We start from the raw sequence: 692 nt of genomic DNA, 5'->3' as shown, positions 1-692 counted from the left end.
GGCGATGTTAAGTTAAGAACGAGGCGGTCGGTAGTTCGAGTGTCTATGTGCGAATCCAACCGCCTCATCGACTCTACTGAGTGGATTGACTTGGATTTTGTGGAGCGAGAGCGGACACCCCACGAGATCATTGAAACCGGTATTCAGCTCCATCTTGCTGGACTATCACTTTCGAATACCAAACAGTATCTTGAGAATTTGGGTGTCGAGCGAAGCCGAACAGCAATCCACAACTGGATTCAAAAGGCCGATCTACAGCCAGCTAACGGTGCGAATCCGAATCGCGTCGCGGTCGATGAGACTGCGATTCAGATCGACTCAGACAGATTCTGGCTGTACGCCGCCGTCGATCCTCGTACAAACGAATTCCTCCACGTTGACGTATTTCCCGTTCAAAACCAACAATTTACCCTGGTGTTTCTCCGCGATCTCAGGGAGAAACACCACGTTGACGATGCGCTCTTTCTGGTTGATGCTGGCGGACATCTCACGGCTGCGCTCTCACGAACCTCACTCCGATTTCAAATCACTCGACATGGAAATCGGAATGCTGTCGAACGTGTCTTTAGAGAAGTAAAACGCAGAACCTCTTCGTTTTCAAATACGTTTAGAAACGCGGAGCCGACAGCGGCAGAATCATGGCTTCGAGCCTTCGCCGTCTGCTGGAACCGATGCTTAAGTTAACACGACCG

General features: G+C 50.7%; 1 protein-coding gene. It reads left to right on the top strand.

What is annotated here, in order from left to right:
• Positions 1 to 45: 45 nt before the first annotated feature.
• Complete coding sequence (locus DVK05_RS16345; RefSeq protein WP_121564939.1) at positions 46 to 684, top strand: IS6 family transposase; 639 nt, start codon at positions 46 to 48, stop codon at positions 682 to 684.
• Positions 685 to 692: the final 8 nt, after the last annotated feature.

This window comes from Halorubrum sp. Atlit-8R (assembly GCF_003666025.1).
Taxonomy (GTDB): Archaea; Halobacteriota; Halobacteria; order Halobacteriales; family Haloferacaceae; genus Halorubrum; species Halorubrum salinarum.
Note: the sequence above shows the minus strand (reverse complement) of the source record. Positions and strands in the feature narration are given on the sequence as shown.

Coding starts and splice junctions, on each gene's coding strand:
- DVK05_RS16345 (WP_121564939.1), top strand. CDS start 46: ATGTGCGAATCCAACCGCCTCATCGACTCTACTGAGTGGATTGACTTG.